Origin of the sequence: Pontibacter russatus (assembly GCF_009931655.1) — a bacterium.
GTDB classification, from domain to species: domain Bacteria; phylum Bacteroidota; class Bacteroidia; order Cytophagales; family Hymenobacteraceae; genus Pontibacter; species Pontibacter russatus.
This window is the reverse complement of sequence record NZ_CP047984.1, coordinates 4,390,039-4,407,000: the sequence shown is the minus strand read 5'-3', so window position 1 is coordinate 4,407,000 and position 16,962 is coordinate 4,390,039. Positions and strand designations below refer to the sequence as shown.

Annotated in this window: 11 protein-coding genes; 6 read left to right on the top strand and 5 right to left on the bottom strand. The window is 54.8% G+C overall.

All coding sequences use genetic code 11. The features are described 5' to 3' along the window. The first annotated feature begins 9 nt into the window (after nt 1-9). From GSQ62_RS18225 to GSQ62_RS18215, 3 genes are all read left to right on the top strand, one after another. Nucleotides 10-1,278: an exo-beta-N-acetylmuramidase NamZ family protein gene (locus GSQ62_RS18225; RefSeq protein ID WP_237586791.1), complete on the top strand. Its 1,269-nt coding sequence runs from the start codon at nt 10-12 to the stop codon at nt 1,276-1,278. Nucleotide 1,279: 1 nt separating this feature from the next. Then, the gene (gene fmt / locus GSQ62_RS18220) at nt 1,280-2,209 is read left to right on the top strand and encodes a methionyl-tRNA formyltransferase (RefSeq protein WP_161890828.1); all 930 of its coding nucleotides are present in this window, start codon (nt 1,280-1,282) and stop codon (nt 2,207-2,209) included. 146 nt (nt 2,210-2,355) lie between these two features. Then, nucleotides 2,356-2,841: a dihydrofolate reductase gene (locus GSQ62_RS18215; RefSeq protein WP_161890827.1), complete on the top strand. Its 486-nt coding sequence runs from the start codon at nt 2,356-2,358 to the stop codon at nt 2,839-2,841. A 284-nt stretch (nt 2,842-3,125) separates the two neighbouring features. On the opposite strand, the gene porU2 is transcribed toward GSQ62_RS18215, so the two are convergent. Both porU2 and GSQ62_RS18205 read right to left on the bottom strand, forming a co-directional pair. Next, on the bottom strand, nt 3,126-8,174 hold the full coding sequence (porU2, locus tag GSQ62_RS18210; protein ID WP_237586783.1) for a putative type IX secretion system sortase PorU2: 5,049 nt from the start codon (nt 8,172-8,174) through the stop codon (nt 3,126-3,128). Between the two features lie 41 nt (nt 8,175-8,215). Continuing rightward, nucleotides 8,216-9,316, bottom strand: a complete 1,101-nt coding sequence (locus tag GSQ62_RS18205; RefSeq protein ID WP_237586781.1) for a putative type IX sorting system protein PorV2 — start codon at nt 9,314-9,316, stop codon at nt 8,216-8,218. A gap of 278 nt (nt 9,317-9,594) precedes the next feature. Here GSQ62_RS18205 and GSQ62_RS18200 point away from each other — a divergent pair, with 278 nt between their 5' ends. Together GSQ62_RS18200 and GSQ62_RS18195 are read left to right on the top strand one after the other, a co-directional pair. Beyond that, nucleotides 9,595-9,939: a PadR family transcriptional regulator gene (locus GSQ62_RS18200; RefSeq protein ID WP_161891519.1), complete on the top strand. Its 345-nt coding sequence runs from the start codon at nt 9,595-9,597 to the stop codon at nt 9,937-9,939. Further along, complete coding sequence (locus GSQ62_RS18195; RefSeq protein WP_161890825.1) at nt 9,936-12,437, top strand: PspC domain-containing protein; 2,502 nt, start codon at nt 9,936-9,938, stop codon at nt 12,435-12,437. The genes GSQ62_RS18200 and GSQ62_RS18195 overlap by 4 nt, the downstream gene beginning before the upstream one ends. A 274-nt stretch (nt 12,438-12,711) precedes the next feature. Here GSQ62_RS18195 and GSQ62_RS18190 read toward each other — a convergent pair whose 3' ends face one another. The 3 genes from GSQ62_RS18190 to mce all read right to left on the bottom strand — a co-directional run bounded on the left by GSQ62_RS18190 (nt 12,712) and on the right by mce (nt 15,603). Beyond that, on the bottom strand, nt 12,712-14,136 hold the full coding sequence (locus tag GSQ62_RS18190; RefSeq protein ID WP_161890824.1) for a CCA tRNA nucleotidyltransferase: 1,425 nt from the start codon (nt 14,134-14,136) through the stop codon (nt 12,712-12,714). A 340-nt stretch (nt 14,137-14,476) separates the two neighbouring features. Then, a complete protein-coding gene (locus GSQ62_RS18185) occupies nt 14,477-15,049 on the bottom strand; it encodes an L-threonylcarbamoyladenylate synthase (RefSeq protein ID WP_161890823.1) in 573 nt (190 codons plus the stop codon). Between the two features lie 152 nt (nt 15,050-15,201). Beyond that, nucleotides 15,202-15,603, bottom strand: a complete 402-nt coding sequence (gene mce, locus GSQ62_RS18180) for a methylmalonyl-CoA epimerase (RefSeq protein ID WP_161890822.1) — start codon at nt 15,601-15,603, stop codon at nt 15,202-15,204. A 114-nt stretch (nt 15,604-15,717) separates the two neighbouring features. Here mce and GSQ62_RS18175 point away from each other — a divergent pair, with 114 nt between their 5' ends. Further along, nucleotides 15,718-16,932, top strand: a complete 1,215-nt coding sequence (locus GSQ62_RS18175) for an IscS subfamily cysteine desulfurase (protein WP_161890821.1) — start codon at nt 15,718-15,720, stop codon at nt 16,930-16,932. Nucleotides 16,933-16,962: the final 30 nt, after the last annotated feature.

Genomic DNA, 16,962 nt, shown 5'->3' with positions numbered 1-16,962 from the left:
AAGATAGGTATGAATTTTGACTTATTCCGTATGATGAAGACACAGCCCATGCTTATACTTTACACCTCCATCCTGCTGGCCCTGGGCAGTTGCGCGCCCAAACAAACGCCTGCCACCGCTCCGTTATCCGCTCCGCCTGCGGCACAGGCAACGGCCGTTGCCCCTGAACCAACACCACAGGCAAAGCCCTTGCAAACCGGCGCGGAGCAACTGGAACTGTACCTGCCCCAGTTGCAGGGCAAGCGCGTGGGCCTGGTCGTGAACCAGACCTCTCTGGTAGGCCAAACGCACTTAGTAGACACCTTGTTGAGCCGCGCCGTGGACGTGGTCACGATCTTCGCGCCGGAGCACGGCTTCCGGGGCGAGGCTGATGCCGGGGCACACGTGAAAGACGCCAAAGACACGCGCACAGGCCTGCCCATCATTTCACTCTACGGCAAAAACAAGAAGCCCTCCCCGGAGCAGGTGAAAGATCTGGATATCCTCGTGTTCGACATACAGGACGTAGGCACCCGTTTTTATACTTATATCAGCACGATGCACTACGTGATGGAGGCGGCCGCCGAGAACAACAAGCCGGTGCTGGTGCTGGACCGCCCCAACCCCAACGGCCATTATGTAGACGGCCCGGTGCTGGAGATGGAGCAGCAGTCGTTTGTGGGCATGCACCCCATCCCGATTGTGCACGGCCTGACAGTGGGCGAACTGGCCGAGATGATAAACGGCGAGGAATGGCTGGCAGGACAGCGGCAAGCCGACCTGACGGTGGTGCCCGTGGCAAACTACACACACAACACCGCCTATATACTGCCCGTGCGGCCCTCGCCCAACCTGCCCAACCAGCAGGCCATCACGCTGTATCCCTCGCTCTGCCTGTTCGAGGGCACCAACGTAAGCGTGGGCCGCGGCACAGACATGCCGTTCCAGGTGATTGGCAGCCCGTATTATACCGACAAACGCTTCTCTTTTACCCCGAAAAGTACCGCCGGTGCCTCAACCCCGCCGCACGAGGGGCAGACCTGCTACGGCATGGACCTGACGGACCCGGCTAAGGCGCAGCCTTTCACGCTGGCCTACCTGCTGGAGATGTACCAGCACTCGACCCAGAAAGACAAGTTCTTCAATAACTTCTTCGAGAAACTGGCAGGAAACGACGAGCTGCGGGGTCAGATAAAAGCCGGAAAAACCGAGGCGGAGATACGCGCCAGTTGGGAGCCTGCTCTGTCGGATTACAAAACCATGCGCCAGCAGTACCTGCTGTACCCCGAAAACGACTAAAATGGCAAGAGACTTACGCATTGTGTTTATGGGCACGCCCGATTTTGCCGTGCCCACGCTGCAAACGCTCGTGGAGCATGGGTATAATGTGGTGGCGGTCATTACGGCGCCGGACAAACCGGCCGGGCGCGGACAGAAGCTGCACCAGTCGCCGGTGAAGGAATATGCCGTGGCGCAAAATATCCCGGTGCTGCAGCCCACCAACCTGAAGTCGGAGGCCTTTCTGGAAGAACTGCGGAGCTTCCAGGCCAACCTGCAGGTCATCGTGGCGTTCCGGATGCTGCCGGAGGTGGTGTGGGATATGCCGGAGCTCGGCTCCTTCAACATCCACGGGTCGCTGCTGCCGCAGTACCGCGGGGCAGCCCCCATCAACTGGGCCATCATCAACGGGGAGAAAGAGACCGGCGTGACTTCTTTTTTCCTGAAGCACGCCATCGACACCGGCGATTTGATTTTCCAGGAGCGGGTGCCGATTCTGGAGGACGACGACTTTGGCGCTGTATATGAGAAGCTGAAATACGAGGGTGCAAAGCTGGCGCTGCGCACCGTGCAGGCCATCGCGCGCGACGAGGTTAAGTCACAGCCACAAATCACCACAGCAGAAACAAAACACGCCCCGAAGCTATATAAGGAAACCTGCGAGATTAACTGGAACCAGCCCGCCCCGCAGGTGCGCAACTTTATCCGGGGGCTCAGCCCCTACCCCGCCGCCTGGACACGCCTCAACGGCAAGACCTTTAAGATTTTTAAGACGGAGGTGCTGGAGAATATCACGTACAGCTCAGCGCCAGGTCAGATCCACACCGACAACAAAACGTACCTGCACGTGCAAACAGCCACAGGTGCCATCGCTGTCCTCGACCTGCAGATGGAGGGCAAGAAGCGCATGCCGGTGCAGGATCTGCTGCGAGGGTATAGCTTTAATGGCTGAATTATTGGATGGTTGAATGGCTAAGCCTGACAAAAGGGTTGATTATATAACCTTGCTTTCACTTATATAGCATACTCGATAAAAGCACCGGTAACCACTATATATGCTTAACAACAATTTAATCATCTAACAATTAAATCATTAAGATGACAGCAATCGTGGTAGCCGCCGCCGAAAACAATGTGATTGGCAAAGACAATGGCCTGATATGGCACCTCCCCGCCGACCTGCGCCATTTCAAGCAGATTACGATGGGGCACCCCATCCTGATGGGCCGCAAAACCTATGAGTCCATCGGGAAGCCGCTGCCCGGCCGAACTTCTGTTATCGTGACATCCCAGGAAGATTATGTCGCGGATGGCTGTATCGTGGCGAATTCGTTGCAGGAGGCGCTGGAGGAGGCAAAAGCTTTGGACGAAAATGTCTATATCATTGGCGGCGCGGAGATATATAGGCAGGCCCTGCCGCTCACCGACACCATCTACCTTACCCGCCTCCACCATACGTTCGACGGAGACGTATATTTTCCTGAACTGAACGATGAAGAGTGGGAGACGGTGGCGCGGGAGCACCACGCGCCGGATGAAAAGAATAAATACCGCTACAGCTTCCTGACGCTCAGGCGGAAGTAGAGCAGTCCAGAAATAAAGTTTCTGAGCAGAATAGCCATATATCAAATATAAAGGGTAGTAATAAAAAAAATAGCGCTACTTCATTATCACACATACTAATGAAATGCCCATAGGACAAACTTTTGCTCGCACCTTCTTGCCATATTAGTGACACTATATAGAAAACAGCAGCATTACTTATTTGGCTCTACTATATAAAGAAGCCATATATAGATTCGATACCCTATATAAAAAGGAGGGGCAGCTACTTTGGCTGCCCCTCCTTTTTATATAGGATGAATATCTTACCTCAGGATATATAGCTTGCCATATCCGTTTTTGAAAGCGCCGTCGCCGAAGGTGTTGCGGTGCTTCATTTCCTCGTCTATCCTGCTCATCACCACGCGGTAGAGGTACACGCCGTTTGCCAGTTTATCACCGTAGGCATCTGTGCCGTCCCAGGCATACTCGGTTTTGTTGTTGCCGATGCGCAGCGGCCCCAGTTCCTCCTTCATGATTTCCCGCACCACCTTGCCCGTCACCGTCAGTATCTGGATTTTCATGTGCTCCGGAATGGTGCTGCCCGTGAGCGTGAAGATGAAATTGGTTTTGGTGGAGAACGGGTTCGGGAAGGGGTAGAAGTTGGTGACACTGGCCTCGCTCACCACCTCAAAGCTAATCCGGTAAGGCGATATACCGGAGGCCACACCGGCGGCGTCGCGGGCGCGCACTTCCAACATATACTTGCCGTCCATCAGTTTGGCGGGCTTATACTCCAGTTTGAAGTCATTCTCTTCGGTGGCGGCCATATAGCTTATCTCCTGCGGGTTGTTCAGCAGCGACACCTCCTGCTCCTGCCCTTCCGGCGTGATCAGGATGAGCGACATGGCCGAGGGGTCTTGCAGGTATAGATGGCTGTTCTCGTCTTTCACCGTCACACTAATCACCGGGGAGGGCGAAACAAGGTCCCCGTCCAGAATATGCACCCCGTCGAAAGCCACATCCATGATCGGGTGCAACTTCGACTTCACGCTAAACGCCACCTCATATATGTTGTTGAAGTAGTGTAGTTCCGGCTGCAGGCGCGGGTTCACGAACATGCTCAGTTTATAGTTGCCATCCAGCGCCTGGGTAGACAAGGTATGGTTAAACGTCACGGTCTCGTTCGCTTCCACGGGCTTTATTTTAAACCGTGAGGTGGCGGGCTGCAGGCCGTCGCCGGTAAGCGTGATTTCCACTGTCAGCGAGTCGCGGAAGGCGGTCTGGGAGATGTTCTGGAAGGCCATCGGCACCTTGATGCTGCCGCCTCCGGCCTGGCTGGTCAGCAGTTCGCTGCTCACCTCCACCAAATCGGGCCTTACCACTCCTTCCGGCACACCTTCGTAGTATATAAACCACTCCTTCAGTTGTGGTGCCGTGCGGGCCGTGGAGTCCGAAAGCAAAGCAGACAGCTTGAGGTTCGGGTAAAGCGTTGCATCAATAGTAGCCAGATCCAATGTCTTCTGTGCTACGTCCTCCACCAGCACCGTCTCCTTCCCTGCCGTATCCACCCCTACCACACTTAGGGTATACTTGTCGTCGCCGCCCTTGTAACTCTCTATGTTGTGGTAGAGCGTGCCCCACTGCAGTGCAGGCCCTATGGCGGCAGAGGTGATGGTTCCGGCTGCCCTCGCAGACTGCAGCGTAGCGTCCAGCGAAATTTCCTGTGAAGTGACTGGCGTTGCGCTACCTGCTGTTGCTGACATTTCCTGGGCTGTGCCCACGGCGGCCCCTTTCTGCCCTACGATGGCGAACGGCGCGCCTGTTGTCAGTTTATCGATCAGGCTGGAGCCAATGCTACCGAAAGCCGCCTTGAACTCCGCAGGGTAATCACTGAAGGGAATTTTGTTGATGCTGATGCCTGCCACGTAATAGCCCTCCGGCACCGCATCTAAAAATGCCTTCATCTTCGCTACGTTTGCTGCCTTCGTCAAATCCCCCGTATCGAACAGGTATGGGTTTTCAATTCGTGTAGAGCAAAACGTCTGGCCAGGCAGGGAGGTCACGGGCTCTAAATTCACGTTACTGAAAACGATGAAATAAAACCGCCCCACAGAGGAGCCCGCAGGGTTGCCACAGGCGCCATTCAGTTCGGAGTTGCCGTTCACGTACAGCCCGTAAGGGGAGTAAACGTACCGTATGTCCCCTCCCGCCGTTTTGATGTTGATGAATTTCCGGATGGGCGTGAACCGCCAGGTCCTGCTGTCTTCCTTCAGCGAATCGAACCCTACCGCATGCACATCATGGAACTGCCCGTAGTGGCTTTGTGACCAGCCCCCCTTTGCCCCGACAATGTGCCGGAATGAGCTTGTCGCCCAGACGGTGTCCTGCCCGGCCTCGTAGTTCGTGAACCGTGCCCGCCAGTAGTAGACGGTGCTGTCTTCAGCTGCATTGGGCAAGGTGACCTCCCATACCGGCACCTCCGCATTGGCAACGTTCTGCGACCGCCGGAACGGGCTGTTGAAAGCCGTGGTTGTATCCAACTCAAAGTAAAAATTCTGGTTCTCGCTGAGCACGGTCGCCTGCACCGCCAACTTTACATTGTCGGAGCCGATAATGCTGTAATTGGCGGGATAGACGGTTGTGACGCCGCTGATCGGGAAAAAGTACTGGAACGTGGCGGTGTTATTCTCCTCGCTCAACTCCTCTACCGCATCCGGGCCATCAAGCATAATCTCAAAGGAGTTCATCCCCAGTGCCTCCACCCCTGCGTTCGGGAGTTGCAGCGTTACCGTCCGCCCTTTGATAATCGGATCGATCAGGAGGCTGTCCTGCTCCAGCACGCTGTTATCAGCCAGTGTCCGCCTCACAGTCACGTAGATGGGCTCAGGGATGGCTTTCCCCAGGTTGTCTACTTCAAAAGATATGTTAAATGTGTCGGCAGAGGCCGTCACTACACCGCCACCGGTACCCGTCACCTCAAAGCCGGACTCTTTTATCACGTAGTCGGGCTTGCTGGGGTTATAGGGCCTTAAGGCCGGATCTCCCTGCAGCGCTATCTCCAGCACCATGGCAGTCGCCAGATCGCTTGCCGTGGCCTGTGTCACGCGCCTTATGGTCTCCTGCAGCACCGCTCCCAGGTTTGCGCCCCAGAATTCCGGATCTTGGAAGGCTACTTTATAGAAATAGTTGGTGTACAGGTTCAGGTACGTGGGATATCCTGCATCCACATGGGCAATGAGCGAGACGGCCCCTTTATCGGGTGTGAGCAGCCAGTCTTCCCCGAATGATACCGAATTGGGAATAAAGGAGTTTCCGACGTTGCAGCCGTTCATCAGGATGAGCGGGTACTTCCCTTTGTTGTTGTAGTTATTGACGGCGCTGGATACATATCCTATATCTAAGTCGGTAGTACCCGGCGAACTGTGCCCAAAGAAGGTCAGGAGCGAGAGGCCGTTGTTCAACTCCTCAGACACATTCACCGCCTCCACTACTTCGCTCACGTTCTGCCTGTACCTTTCCTTCACGTTTGCCCCCAGCAGCGGTCCCTCGGCAATTGCCGCGTATCCCCTCAGGTAGCCCGCTATCTGGTTAATTTCGGCGGTCGTTTTGCCTCCCCCCAACTGCAGAATATTTTTCCGCCAGGGTTCTCCCTCTTTCGCGGTGTCATACTCTTTCACTTTGTTCAGGTAAGCGATGATGGCCTCCGGTGTGGTAACAGCAAGCCGCCCCGTAGGCACAGCGGGAACATAGGATCCGTTCCTGAAATCAGCCGAGAAGACCAGGTCAGAGGAAGGCACGATGCCTGTGGGCACCAAGTCAAGCTCAGCCGCTCTGGGATGGCGCGCGCCCACCTGGTAGTAACTGAACTTACCGAGGTAATGCGTATAGTAATAGTCCTGGTCTGCATATTTCACTCCTTTTCCTATGATAAACAACTGCACGGGTCTTGCGGAGGTGGCCATATACCTGGTCATGCGGCGTATGGCATTGGAAGAATAATCACCGTAGTGAAACAGGTTAAACACCTCTTCCACATCCAGGAGCAGGGTGTCATAGCCACCTCCGGCCTCCGAGGCCCTGTACGCGGCATACTCAGCGGGAGCGGGTCTGCTGCCTCCGCTTGCCACCTTCATCAGGCGCTTGTTGGTCAGAATTATATAATTATGATCATCTGGGCTAATCTGTCTGAAGCTTACTAGATAGTTCTTAGCTCTCCGCGGTTTAAAAGGTCTGGCCGCATCTGCAACGAGGATCTTGTGCGTATTACCGCCAATCCCCTCCAGAACAAACCCTCTGGACGGGCCGACAGGCTGTCCTTGAATCCGGACAGTATTATATGGATCGGTCACATCATATGCAACGGCAGTGGTGGGCGTATTGGAGAGTGCGTAGAAGGGGTTCGCGCTTCTGGTCGAATCAGAATACAGGAACATGGAAGAACCGGAGAAAACAGGTTGTTGGGGATAGGTGAGAATGCCGTAAGAAAAGCTAATTGAGTTTTTGTTCGACGGGTTAGGAACGGGCGCCACCTGCAGCACTAGTTTCCCTGCAGCGGTAATATCGTTGAAATTGATGATCTGCTTGTCCCTGGCAAACCCATATGGTTTGTACTCGAAGTAATTAAGGTTTCGGGTGCCTGCCGGGCCAATCACCTTTACGTTCAGCTTATGTTGCTCATGATTTGCTCCAACGGTGGCGTATTCTATATATGGCCTGGGTCCGCTGGTATACAGATTCCTGATATTGGCAATTTCATAGGTCTTGGGATTGACAGAATTATGCGAAAAGTACCCCTCCCCCTCATCCAGCCAGGGCATCCTTGTCAGGCCGTTTTGTAAATCATACGCCTTCCCGTAGTTAAAGCGGTCGGTGTTGATGTGAAATGCCTTCTGCAGGTGGTATGGCTCAGGCGTACGGCCGTCGACGGACGGATTTGATTCGCGCATGCGCTTGCCTCCGCTGGGGTTCACTGTCAGGAAGTAGGCGGCGGTATCGGTATATAAACTGTAGAACTGGTGTACCTGGTGGGCCGGGTTCTTGTATAGTTCACTGTCCAGGGCCCCGTCGTTGCGCTGGCCATAGAACTCGACGTAATCCTGCGTGTCCAGCCTGCCATCGGCCTCACCGGCTATATATATAGCAACTTCTTTTCCCCTGCGGAAAAGCTGCAGGTGCTGCGGATTCACGCCTTCCAGCTCCAGGCTGTCCAGGAAGCCGTAGCTGAGGCGGTGCAAGCCCGTGTTTATGACGTTGATCTTGTAGTAGGTCTTGGAATAGTCGATCCACTCGTTTCCGTAGACTTCCTGCGCCTGCGCGGTGTTTGCCACAAAGCCTGAGAGAAACAGCAAGAGTGCCGGTAAAAATCGCTTCATTATATATAGCATGTCAAAAGGTACTTAGAAGAAGCTCTGGGCTATTTGTCGAATGCGTAGGCAAGGGATACAATCACGGAAGAGGTGTTGGCGCCCCCCACGGCATTGCGCTCACTGTTGTTGACGCGTGAAAGGGCAAGGTCGAGGCTGAGGCCAGAGGTCTTCACGCCCACCCCGAAGTTGGGCTGCAGACGCCTGGTGGTGCCGCCGTCAAAGTCTACCGTCTCCTGATAGTTGTTGATGCCGCCCCGCACAAATACGGCGTTGGCATAGGCCAGCTCGAGCCCGACGTGCGGGTCCACTGACACCACATCCGATTTGAGCCACACGTTGCGCTTGCCGTCGAAGGTGAAGTCCAGGTCAGCGGCCACGAGGGCTGCGAGTTTCTCATTGAACTGAAAGGAGCGCCCGACGCCCAGCACCACCCGCGGCAGCGTCAGTTCCGCCGTGTTCACCGGCAAGTCGTTCCCGGTTTGCAGGTAAGCCTCCTCCAGTTCCTCCACGTTGTGGGTCCAGGCGGTGAAGGTGGTGGTGATATCCTTGGCCATCAGGCCGAATTGCCAGTTGCCGCGCTGCAGCTGGCCCCCCACATCCACCCCGAAGCCATAGGCATTGGCAAACTCCCCCACGTTTCTATATATAACCTTTGCCGTAGCGCCCAGCATCAGCCCCGGCACGAGGTTGCTGCGGCGGGCATAAGACAGGAGCATGGCATAGTCGGCCACAGAGAAGAAGCGGATGCTGTCGTACTGGATATAGCCGTACTCGTTTTGCAGGCGGCGCGTGTCTGCGATGTCGTCCACACCCAACCGGATGACGGAGACAGCGAGCGCACTGTTGGTGTCGAGGGGCATGGCAAAGCTGGCAAAGTCGTTTTTGGCAATGCCGGCGAAAAGCTCCGAGTGCATCAGGCTGACGTTATACCGGTGCCGGAGGCGCAGCAGGCCCGCCGGGTTCCAGTAGCCGGAGGTGGCGTCGTCCGTGATGGCGGCCTGCACGTTGCCCATGCCCAGCGCCCGGCCGCCCACGCCTATGTTCAGGAACTCGTTGCTGTATTTGGGGGTGGACAACTGTGCCATGGCTGACGACCAGGAGAAAAGCAGGACCGCAGCCAGCAGGCAGCGAAAGGTGAATCTGATCATCTGTAAGGGTAAAGGTTATATCACGAGCAAAACTTTAATGCACTTTTTCAACACCGTTCAGCGCGGCACCTGGTGTCTTTAATTCCCTCTGCAACACCGCCTGACCTATTTTAGTTGTCGGCGGAGCACATAAATTTCAATCCAAAAATACTAATTAATTAATATAAACCGAATGGATGTCAACTATTTGGGAGAACGCGCGTAATTATTTTTAAACAGTACCTTGCTTTACATAGTACCTTATCATATATTTGCCTCAACACTATAACGGAATCATCATGAAAGTAGAAAACACACAAGTGCAGATGCGGAAGGGAATTCTGGAGTTCTGCATCCTTGAGATTATCTCTCGTGGTGAAGTATATGCGTCAGATATGCTGGAGGAGCTGACAGCGGCCAGAATGATCGTTGTGGAGGGTACGCTCTACCCCCTGCTCACCCGCCTCAAAAACGCGTCGCTTCTCGACTATAACTGGGTGGAGTCCACTTCCGGGCCGCCCCGCAAATACTACACCCTTACCGAAACCGGACGCGAATTCTTAGAGCAGCTTCGCCTGACCTGGTCTGACTTAGTTGCCTCCACCGAATACATTATCCTTAACAAGAAAGCGCAGCAATTATGAAAAAGAACATAAGCATCAACTTGCAAAGCATCATCTTCCATATAGAAGAGGATGGCTACGAGCAGCTCAGCAGATACCTTGCCTCCATCAGAACTTATTTCTCCAACTATGAGGGACATGAGGAAATCGTGGCCGACATCGAGGCACGCATCGCCGAGATCTTCTCCGCAAGGCTCTCCCCCGGCAAGCAGGTAATCTCTTTGGAGGATGTGGAGTACCTGATGGCGCGGATGGGCAATGTGACGGACTTTGAGGTGCTGGACCCGGAGGAAGAGGAGCGCCCTAACCCACAGCCGGGACAGGCTGCGCCCGAGCCCGAAGCTGAGTATAGCACCTATACCACCACCGGGCCCAGAAGGCTGTTCCGCGACGTGAACCGAAAGGTCATCTCAGGGGTTTCGGCGGGTATCGCCAACTACCTGAACGTGGACCCGCTGTGGATCAGGCTGTTCTTCGTGCTGTTTGTGCTGCTGGGCCTTTTATCGGCGGGCATATCGGCTGCGATGGGCGTGGTGCTGTATGCGGTGCTGTGGATAGCGATGCCGGAGAACGCCCAACTGCCGGAAACCACCGCCCGGAAGCTGTTCCGCGACCCCGACGACAAAAAACTGGCCGGGGTGGCGAGCGGCATCGCCAAGTATTTCGGCATCGACATCACGGCTGTCCGCATCCTGTTCATGCTCTCCATCTTCCTGGGAGGCTTCGGCGTGATTGCCTATATCGTGCTTTGGGTGGCCATGCCCGAAGCCGTTACCCTGACCGAGCGCATGCAGATGCAGGGCGACCCGGTGACGCTGGCCGGCATTGAGAAAACGCTGAAAGACAACCTGAACATGAAGGACAGCAACGGCCGGGAAAGCACCTTGGCTAAAGTTATCCTGCTGCCCGTGCGGTTGGTGTCCCAGATCTTTAACTGGCTGGGCAGGGTGCTGGGGCCTGTCCTCGCTTTCCTGATCACGCTCATACGGGTAGGGGCTGGCATCATCCTGCTGGTGGTGTCCATCGGCCTCACCATTGCCCTCTTCTCCACGTTTTTTGTTTCCCTTGGCCTTGTTGACGACCCCCAATATATCTTTCCTAATGATTTTCCGGCCTCCGTGCTTCTCGGGGGCTTTCCCCGGCTCGGACTGGTTGCAGGTTTTTTTGCAGGTCTGATTCCCCTTCTGTTCCTCATCATCCTGGCGGTGAGCCTGCTGGCCAAGCGCATCTTCCTGCGTCCGATTGTGGGGTGGTCGATGTTCGGGGTGTGGCTGGTGAGCCTTTTCACCATGGCGGCCACCATCGGCGTCTACAGCGCGAATTTCCGCCGAACCGGCGAGGTAGTTACTTCTAAGACTATCCCGGTGTCCGGCTACGGCACCCTGACGCTGGACGCTTACAACACCAGCCTGGACTATGATAACATCTACTTCGACGTGCGCGCCCACAACAGCAATGACGTAGAGGTTGTTCAGCGCGCTGAGGCAAAGGGAAGAACGGAGGAGGAGGCAAAGCGCAACGCCCGCATGATCACCTACCGCGTGGTGCAGCAGGACTCTGTTATCCGCTTCGACAACAGCTACGAGTTTAAGGAGAACGCCCGGTTCCGGGACCAGGACCTCAGCATCACGCTGATGCTGCCACAAAACAAGCCGCTGCGCCTGACCCGTGAGTTTACGTACCTGCTGCCGGACGCCGCCTTCGCCCAGAACTACGATGTGGACAAAATCGTGCGCAACACCTGGCAGGCGAACGGCAGCCAGCTGGAGTGCCTGACCTGCGCCGCCGACACGCTGGACACTGATGAGACCGAAACAGCAGGGTATGATGCAGGCAGTGACATCGACAACATCAGGGGCAGTGTGCTGCTTGACGAGAGCGCATACAGCGACAATGTCCAGACGTTCGACTTCAGCGACTTTGATGAGGTGACGGTTAGCGGTCCCTACCATGTGCAGCTGAAACAGGGCGACAGCTACAGCGTGCGCGTGCGGGCCGAGGACAGGGAACTGCGGCGCATGAAGGTGGAGAAGCTTGGACAGGAACTGCGCATCGGCTTCACCGAAAAGAACATCGAGCTTTTTGATGACAGGGAGCCGGTGCTGATTCAGATTGTGTCTCCCAACTACCGCGAAATCGACTTGGGTGGGGCCATAAAGGCAGATATAGGAAGGATTAACACCGATGCGCTGCGGCTGAACCTGGCGGGGGCCATTAAATCAACCGCTGAGCTGGATGTGCGTGACCTGAAAGTGGACATAGCCGGGGCCTGCATCAGCAAGTTCACAGGCCGCGCCGAGAACTTTGAGCTGGACGTGACGGGAGCAGGCGTTGTGGATGCCGAGAACCTGGAGGCAAGCTCCGTAGACGCGGACGTGACCGGCGCCAGTGCGGCTGAGGTATATGCCACCAACACACTGCGCGCCCAGGCATCCGGCGCCAGCCGCATCACCTACAAAGGCAACCCTACCGACACCACCATCGACAGCAGCGGGCCAAGCAGCGTAAAGCGCCGCTAAAGATGGGTGTCGTATTACGCTGTTACAACAGCAGGCTGGTTTATATATAACCCTATATACCGGCCTGCTATCCTCAAATCCGCCATTAGTACAACATAAAACTATAACCCCGGCTGCCAGCTATACGCACTGCCGAAGCATACTCCGCCCTTACCCCTTACTGTAGGGGTAGAGGCGGATTTTTGATTATAAAGGTTGGGTGGTTTTATATGCCGCAACTCGTGTTATATAATAAAGGAATACTGCATCCGTTTATTTTAATAATGACGTTTGTTTAGTTGTTTGAGTGCTCTTGACGAAGCCCCCTCTCCTCTCCTTTCGCTAAAAGGAAGGCGAAGGCTTCGTCAAACTCATTCCTTACTTTCCCTTCCAGAATCGCCTCTGTCAGCGCCTCTTTCAGTTCTCCCACTGTTTTGGATGGTTTCAGGCCGAAGGTTTCCATAATCACCTCGCCCGTTATCACCGGCTGAAAATTGCGCAGTTTATCGCTCTCCTCCACCTCCACCAGGCGCTTCTCCACCTTGTCGAAATTCTGCAGGTAGCGCTTCACTTTCGTGTCATTCTTGGAGGTGATGTCGGCGCGGCACAGCGCCATCAGCGCCTCCACATCATCACCGGCTTCAAACAGCAGGCGGCGCAAGGCAGAGTCGGTCACGGTTTCCTTTACCAGGGCAATCGGGCGCAGGTGCAGTCTTACCAGTTTCTGCACAAACTTCATGTGCTCGTTCAGGGGCAGTTTCAGGTCTTTGAACAACTTCGGCACCATGCGGGCGCCCCGGTCCTCATGCCCGTGGAAAGTCCAGCCCACCTTGGGCGAGTAGCGCTTAGTGTCAGGTTTGGCAATGTCGTGCATGATGGCCGCCCAGCGCAGCCACAGGTCATCCGACACCTCCGCCACATTGTCGAGCACCTGCAGGGTGTGGTAGAAATTGTCCTTGTGCGAGTTGCCGTTGATGGTTTCCACCCCCTGCAGCTCCGTCATCTTCGGGAAGATGAGTTGCAGCAGTCCCGACACGAACAGCAGTTTGAAGCCGTATGAGGGCGTGGGCGAGAGGATGATTTTGTTCAGCTCGTCCGTGATGCGCTCCTGCGACACAATCCGGATGCGCTCCCTGTTGTCTGCGATGGCATCAAACGTGTCCGGGTCAATATCGAAGCCCAGCTGGGAGGCAAAGCGGATGGCGCGCATCATGCGCAGCGGGTCGTCGGAGAAGGTGATGCCCGGCTCCAGCGGTGTCCGGATGAGTTTGCGCTTCATATCCTTCACCCCACCGAATTCGTCAATCAGTTCCCCATAATTCTGCTTGTTCAGGCTGATGCCCAGGGCATTGATGGTGAAGTCGCGGCGTTTCAGGTCGTCGTCCAGTGTGCCCTGCGCCACCTCTGGCTTCCGCGAGTGCTCCCGGTACGACTCCTTGCGCGCCCCCACAAACTCCACCTCCCACTCATCGGCGCGCAGCATGGCGGTCCCGAAATTTTTGAACACGGCCACCTTGGGCCTGTGCGGCAGTTTTTGCGCCACCATGGCTGCCATCGCAATGCCGTCGCCCACACACACGATGTCTATATCCTTGGAGGGCCGCTTCAATATAAGATCGCGCACAAAGCCCCCGATAACATAGGCATCGGTGTCTAACTCAGCGGCGGCCCCGGCTATGACCTGAAATATGGGGTGTTCCGGTAGTTCTACTTTATCCATCTCTAAAAATCAAAAACCTCAGGCAACGGTGGCGCGGCCTGAGGTGCAAAATTAGGGAATACCTTTTCATTTACGAATTGCAGGTTCGAATTAGGAATATTGCAATCCGGGTTTAACCAAAAGGTCACGGGTTAATGCGCTGATATAATACCTCCACTCCTGCGCCTTAACCCCTATATGGCTTTGAATTATATAGGGGATATCACACTAATTTAAGACGGGTGCGAACTGCTGTATAAAACATTAACGGCCGGGCGGCCAATGCCATATATCGCACAGCTTACATATAATGGCTTGTGTATAAACCACATCTGGAGGCAGTGCCCGAGGTATATATGGCTCAGTCGCGCAGCACTTCCCTACTGCCGTCCGGGTTAATTTTGATGATCCGGGACGGCTTTGCATCCATCGTTTCCTCCCGCCGCCAGGGCACCACGTAATCCACGCGCGCTTTTATTTCTTCGGACACATCTGCAAATGAACGGGGTGTGGGCGCTCCGCTGATGTTGGCCGACGTGGAGACAATCGGGCGGCCTAATTGCCGGATCAACCGGTGGCAGAACGGATCGGCTGTTACCCGGATCGCCACTGTGCCGTCTTCCGCCAGCACTTCCTTCGGCAAGTTCTTTGGGTTAGGGAAAACGTATGTGGTGGGCCGCTCCTGCATTTCGACAAGCTGTTCGAAGTCGGCGGGCTCTGCCTGCACATAGTGGAGCAGCATCTGCTGGTCGGCCACCAGCAGTATCATGGCCTTGGAAGCTTCGCGCTCTTTCAGCTTCACGATCTTCTGCACGGCAGCCACGTTCTCTGCGTCGCAGCCGATTCCCCAGACCGTGTCGGTGGGGTAAAGTATTACATTGCCCAGCAGCAGTTCCTCCTCCGCCGCCTGCACGGCGCTTATCAATGGGTTCATTCTTTTTGTTGTTGGTTGTTAGTTGTTGGTTGTTAGTTGTTGATTGTTAGACAGCTGTATATGTGATTTGTCAGATACCAATATTTCCCCCTTTAACAATTTAACCATTGGGCCATTTAGCAATCGACAATCAGCAACCACCAATCTACCTGTCAATAAATCTCCTGCGTCAGTTCTATCAGCACGCCGTTGGCGCTCCTGGGATGCACGAAACACACCAGTTTGTTGTCGGCGCCCTTCTTGGGTGTGTCGCTTAGCAGCGTGAAACCTTCCTGCTTCAGCCGCGCCATTTCCTTATATATATCCTCTACTTCAAAAGCGATATGGTGGATTCCCTCGCCGCGCTTCTGGATATACCTGTTGATGGCGCTATCCTCGGTCGTCCCTTCCAGCAGTTCTATTTTGGTGCCGCCAACCCTGAAGAAAGAGGTGTTCACATTCTCGGAAGGAACAAACTCCGTCTTATACGGTTCTACTCCCAGAAGCTGGAAGTATAGGGCGTTCGCCTGGCTAAAGTCTTTCACTGCTATCCCTATATGTTCTACGTTACGCATTTTATATTTGTAATTAGTCTAAGTAAGCTTTTTTTAGTAATTTTGCGCGGAATCCAAAACTAATAAATTCTTTCAACTGTTGATAAAACAGACTATAAATAGAAAAATAGTGCTATGCTAACACTTCCCATATACCTGGATAACAATGCCACTACGCCGCTAGACCCGCGTGTGCTGGATGCCATGCTGCCTTACATGACCAAAATGTTTGGCAACGCGGCTTCCCGCAACCACGCGTTCGGCTGGCAGGCGGAAGAGGCTGTTGATTATGCCCGCGACCAGATCGCTGCGCTTATCAACTGTTCTCCAAAAGAAATCATCTTCACCTCGGGTGCCACTGAGTCAGACAACCTGGCCATCAAAGGGGTGTATGAAATGTACGCCTCCAAGGGCAACCATATCATTACGGCTACCACCGAGCACAAGGCCGTGCTGGACACCTGCAAGCACATCGAGAAAATCGGCGGCAAGGTAACGTACCTGCCGGTAAACAGGGAAGGCCTGATTGACCTGAACGAGTTGGAGAACGCGATTACCGATAAAACGATCCTAATCTCCATCATGTACGCCAACAACGAAGTCGGCGTGATTCAGCCCGTGCGCGAGATTTCTGCCATTGCCAAAAAGCACGGCATCCTGTTCTTTACGGATGCGACGCAGGCGGTAGGCAAAATTCCGGTGGACGTGGAGGCGGACGGCATCGACCTGATGGCTTTCTCGGCCCATAAAATGTACGGCCCGAAAGGCGTTGGTGCTTTGTATGTGCGCCGCCGAAACCCGCGTGTGAAGGTAACAGCCCAGATGGATGGCGGTGGCCACGAGCGCGGCATGCGTTCCGGTACCCTGAACGTGCCGGGCATTGTGGGCCTCGGCAAGGCTGCCGAACTGGCAAAGCAGGACATGGCCTCCGACACGGCCCGTATCTCCGCCATGCGTGACCGGCTGGAGCGCGAGCTGACCACGATTGAGGAATCATATGTGAACGGTTCGCGCGAGCACCGTTTGCCGCACGTCTCCAACATCTCCTTCAAATATGTGGAAGGGGAAGGACTGATGATGGGTGTGAAGGACCTGGCAGTTTCTTCCGGTTCCGCCTGTACGTCAGCTTCTCTGGAGCCGTCTTATGTACTGAAGGCACTGGGCCTGAGCGATGACCTGGCGCACTCCTCTCTGCGTTTCGGCCTGAGTCGCTTCACGACAGACGAGGAGATTGACTTCGCCATCAACCATGTAAAAGAGGCAGTTGCCAAGCTCCGTGAACTATCCCCGCTTTGGGAGATGTTTAAGGAGGGTATCGACCTCGACTCTATTGAGTGGGCAGAACACTGATACTTAAATTAGAAATTATGAATTAGAAAT

Excerpts from the sequence above, each read along its gene's own strand:
- GSQ62_RS18175 (WP_161890821.1), top strand. The coding sequence starts at position 15,718 with ATGCTAACACTTCCCATATACCTGGATAACAATGCCACTACGCCGCTA.
- GSQ62_RS18195 (WP_161890825.1), top strand. The coding sequence starts at position 9,936 with ATGAAAAAGAACATAAGCATCAACTTGCAAAGCATCATCTTCCATATA.
- mce (WP_161890822.1), bottom strand. The coding sequence starts at position 15,603 with ATGCGTAACGTAGAACATATAGGGATAGCAGTGAAAGACTTTAGCCAG.
- GSQ62_RS18185 (WP_161890823.1), bottom strand. The coding sequence starts at position 15,049 with ATGAACCCATTGATAAGCGCCGTGCAGGCGGCGGAGGAGGAACTGCTG.
- porU2 (WP_237586783.1), bottom strand. The coding sequence starts at position 8,174 with ATGAAGCGATTTTTACCGGCACTCTTGCTGTTTCTCTCAGGCTTTGTG.
- GSQ62_RS18200 (WP_161891519.1), top strand. The coding sequence starts at position 9,595 with ATGAAAGTAGAAAACACACAAGTGCAGATGCGGAAGGGAATTCTGGAG.
- fmt (WP_161890828.1), top strand. The coding sequence starts at position 1,280 with ATGGCAAGAGACTTACGCATTGTGTTTATGGGCACGCCCGATTTTGCC.
- GSQ62_RS18225 (WP_237586791.1), top strand. The coding sequence starts at position 10 with ATGAATTTTGACTTATTCCGTATGATGAAGACACAGCCCATGCTTATA.
- GSQ62_RS18205 (WP_237586781.1), bottom strand. The coding sequence starts at position 9,316 with ATGATCAGATTCACCTTTCGCTGCCTGCTGGCTGCGGTCCTGCTTTTC.
- GSQ62_RS18215 (WP_161890827.1), top strand. The coding sequence starts at position 2,356 with ATGACAGCAATCGTGGTAGCCGCCGCCGAAAACAATGTGATTGGCAAA.
- GSQ62_RS18190 (WP_161890824.1), bottom strand. The coding sequence starts at position 14,136 with ATGGATAAAGTAGAACTACCGGAACACCCCATATTTCAGGTCATAGCC.